This window comes from uncultured Pseudoalteromonas sp. (assembly GCF_963922945.1).
In the GTDB taxonomy this organism is placed as follows: domain Bacteria; phylum Pseudomonadota; class Gammaproteobacteria; order Enterobacterales; family Alteromonadaceae; genus Pseudoalteromonas.
Genome location: NZ_CAWUKC010000158.1, coordinates 1 through 3,044 on the forward strand (window position 1 = coordinate 1; position 3,044 = coordinate 3,044).

Sequence of the window (3,044 nt, forward strand, 5' to 3'; positions counted from 1 at the left end):
TAACTATTAATTTAAATAAGTGTTTTTTTATTTAAATTAATAATGAGTAAATCGCCGTGCCTTTTTATAATGCTACTACTATAACTATCTAATAATTAATGCATTTTACCTTAAGCTTTGTCAGTGTAATAAAGCTCAACGTTAATATTCTATTACTGTGTTTGTAATGCTGGGTACTGCTTATAAAAATCATGCCAATGCGTTAAATGTGCGACCTCTGGGTAAGCTTGGTGAACAAAGTTCACTGCATCTTGCATATGCCCACCCCCGCTGTAATGCAAAACTTGCATATTGGCGGCTAGTGCAGCGCACACACCGGCTTTTGAATCTTCAATCACTAAACATTTGGTTGGGTTAACACCCATTTGCTCTGCAGCATGTAAAAATAAATCGGGTGCGGGCTTACCATTTTTTACCTCACTTGAGGTAAATACCTTATTAAAGTACTGCTCAAGATTAACCACATTAAGCGCTTTAGCAGTGCGTTTAGGACTACTGCTTGTTGCAATACAACAAGGTACAGATAATTGCTCTAGCACGTGTTTAATGCCGTTAGTTGGCATTAATGCAGTTTCGAACTCGTTTAATAATGCTTCTCGGTAATCGGCTTCAAAGCTCTCAGCTAAGGTCACGTTAAAGGTATCGAATAAGTTTTGGGTGACTGTTTTAAAGTTACAGCCTAAAAAATATTGTTGTACATAGGCTCGGTCAATATTAACGCCAATCTCTGCAAGCATGTTTATTAACACTTGCGCGCTCAATATTTCGCTATCTATAACAACGCCATCACAATCAAAAATAACTAATTCTATTTTAGTATTCATATTGCCCCTTTTTATGCACCTAGTTTGGTGCAGCCTTAACTTGAGCATAAGCCCAGCAAGTGAGCATATTCTCTTTATTGTTATAATAAGTCAACATCTTGTTAGTGAAAAACGCACCACGATGGTGAATATTTATTCATTAAATATGAAATTGTCTGTATTTTCATTGATTTCAAAATTGCAATTACGACTAAGGTCGAACATTACAAAAACGCTATTTAGAAAATAGAAGGCAGCTCATAAATAACAATCTAATTTTGTGATTACCCCAATCTAAACAATCAATTTTACCGAATTCACTTTTGTTAATACACTCATTCACAGTTAAACAGCCAGCAACACTGCCGGCACTTTTATACAGATGAGGTCGACAATGAATACTCAAAAAAACACGATTAATAATAAATCTACGTTAACGCTAAGTGCATTAGCGCTAGCAATGGCATTACCTGCAAGTGCCGCCACTACACTTACTAAAGACAACGGCGCAGCTGTTGGCGATAACCAAAATTCAATTACTGCTGGCGAGCGCGGAAGTGTATTACTTGAAGACGTACACCTAATTCAAAAACTACAACGCTTTGCTCGTGAACGTATTCCTGAGCGTGTAGTGCATGCGCGTGGTACAGGTGCTCACGGTGTGTTTGTAGCGTCTAAAGAGTTAGATGACTTAACAATTGCTGCACCGTTTGCAGAAGCCGGTAAAGAAACAGACGTATTTGTACGTTTTTCATCAGTAATTCACTCAAAAGGTAGCCCAGAAACACTGCGCGACCCGCGTGGTTTTGCGACTAAGTTTTACACCGACCAAGGTAACTGGGATTTAGTAGGTAACAACTTACCGGTATTCTTTATTCGTGATGCGATTAAATTCCCAGATATGGTTCACTCGTTAAAGCCATCTCCGGTAGATAACATTCAAGATCCTAACCGCTTTTTTGACTTTTTCTCATACGAGCCAGGTTCTACTCACATGTTAACATGGGTATACAGCGACTACGGTACACCAGCAAGCCTACGTAAAATGGATGGCTGGGGCGTACATGCTTACAAAATGATTAATAAATCTGGCGATGTTAAATACGTCAAGTTTCACTGGGTAAGCCAACAAGGTATTGATAACCTTGACTCAAAAGAAGTAGCTAAAGTACAGAGCCAAGACTTCCAACACTTAACACGTGACCTATACAGCGAAATTGGTAAAGGCAACTTCCCTAAATGGGATCTATACATTAAAACCCTTGATCCGTCGCAGTTAGATGACTTTGACTACAACCCATTAGATGCAACAAAAATGTGGTTAGACGTGAAAGAAACTAAAGTAGGCACCATGACCCTAAACCGTATGCCAACTAACTTCTTCCAATCTACAGAACAAGTTGCAATGGCACCGGCAAATGTTATTCCGGGTATTGAGCCATCTGAAGACAGACTATTACAAGGGCGTGTTTTCTCTTACGCCGATACGCAAATGTACCGCTTAGGTGCTAACCACCAACAATTGCCAATTAACCGTGCAAAAGTTGAAGTGGTTAACTACAACCAAGACGGCGCAATGAACTACGGTAATACAACAAGTAACGTGAACTACCAACCAAGTCACGAAAACGTTGCAGAAAACCCAATTGCACGCAGAAGTAACACAGAGCTAAAAGGCTACGTACAACAAGCAGCTATTAAAAAGCAGCAAAACTTTGCGCAAGCGGGTGTACTTTACCGCAGCTTTAGCAAGCAAGAGCGCACTAACTTAGTTAACAACTTAGCCGGCGATTTAGGCAAAGTGAAAGACAGCAAAGTTATGCACAAAATGCTTAGCCACTTCTACAAAGCAGATAGCGAATACGGTACACGCTTAACTAACGCTGTAAACGGCGACATGAAACAAGTTAAGCAACTAGCCGCTAAGCTTTAATATTTTATCCAACCTGTAAGTTATTGAGGAAAGCCTAGCTTTCCTCTTTTTAAAAAGGTAAACAGTATGCGTAAATTACTTATTATATTTACTTTAGTGATGAGCTTTTCAGGCTTTGCCAATGAGCCACAAAGCCCTGTAAATGAACAAAGCACCGCCCAGTCGCAATACGACAGCTTACTTGCTTATTACTTTGCAGCCGCACGCACCGACGACACCGCCGTAATAACGCAATTTGTTGATGCTGGCATTCCTATTAATAGTTACAACAACAAAGGTTACACCGCGCTAATGATTGCCACCTACCA

Annotated in this window: 3 protein-coding genes; 2 read left to right on the top strand and 1 reads right to left on the bottom strand. The window is 39.8% G+C overall.

The features are described 5' to 3' along the window. Window positions 1-152 precede the first annotated feature (152 nt). Window positions 153-824 carry an HAD family hydrolase gene (locus tag AABI99_RS17855; RefSeq protein ID WP_338367467.1) on the bottom strand — a complete coding sequence of 224 codons (672 nt, stop codon included), beginning with the start codon at window positions 822-824 and terminating at the stop codon, window positions 153-155. 373 nt (window positions 825-1,197) lie between these two features. Between AABI99_RS17855 and AABI99_RS17860 the strand changes: the two genes are divergently transcribed. Together AABI99_RS17860 and AABI99_RS17865 are read left to right on the top strand one after the other, a co-directional pair. Then, window positions 1,198-2,736: a catalase gene (locus tag AABI99_RS17860; RefSeq protein ID WP_338367468.1), complete on the top strand. Its 1,539-nt coding sequence runs from the start codon at window positions 1,198-1,200 to the stop codon at window positions 2,734-2,736. Between the two features lie 66 nt (window positions 2,737-2,802). After that, a partial coding sequence (locus AABI99_RS17865; RefSeq protein ID WP_338367469.1) for an ankyrin repeat domain-containing protein occupies window positions 2,803-3,044 on the top strand: 242 nt, incomplete at its 3' end.

Bases quoted from the DNA above. Each gene is read 5' to 3' on its own strand.
- AABI99_RS17855 (WP_338367467.1), bottom strand. From the start codon at position 824: ATGAATACTAAAATAGAATTAGTTATTTTTGATTGTGATGGCGTTGTT.
- AABI99_RS17860 (WP_338367468.1), top strand. From the start codon at position 1,198: ATGAATACTCAAAAAAACACGATTAATAATAAATCTACGTTAACGCTA.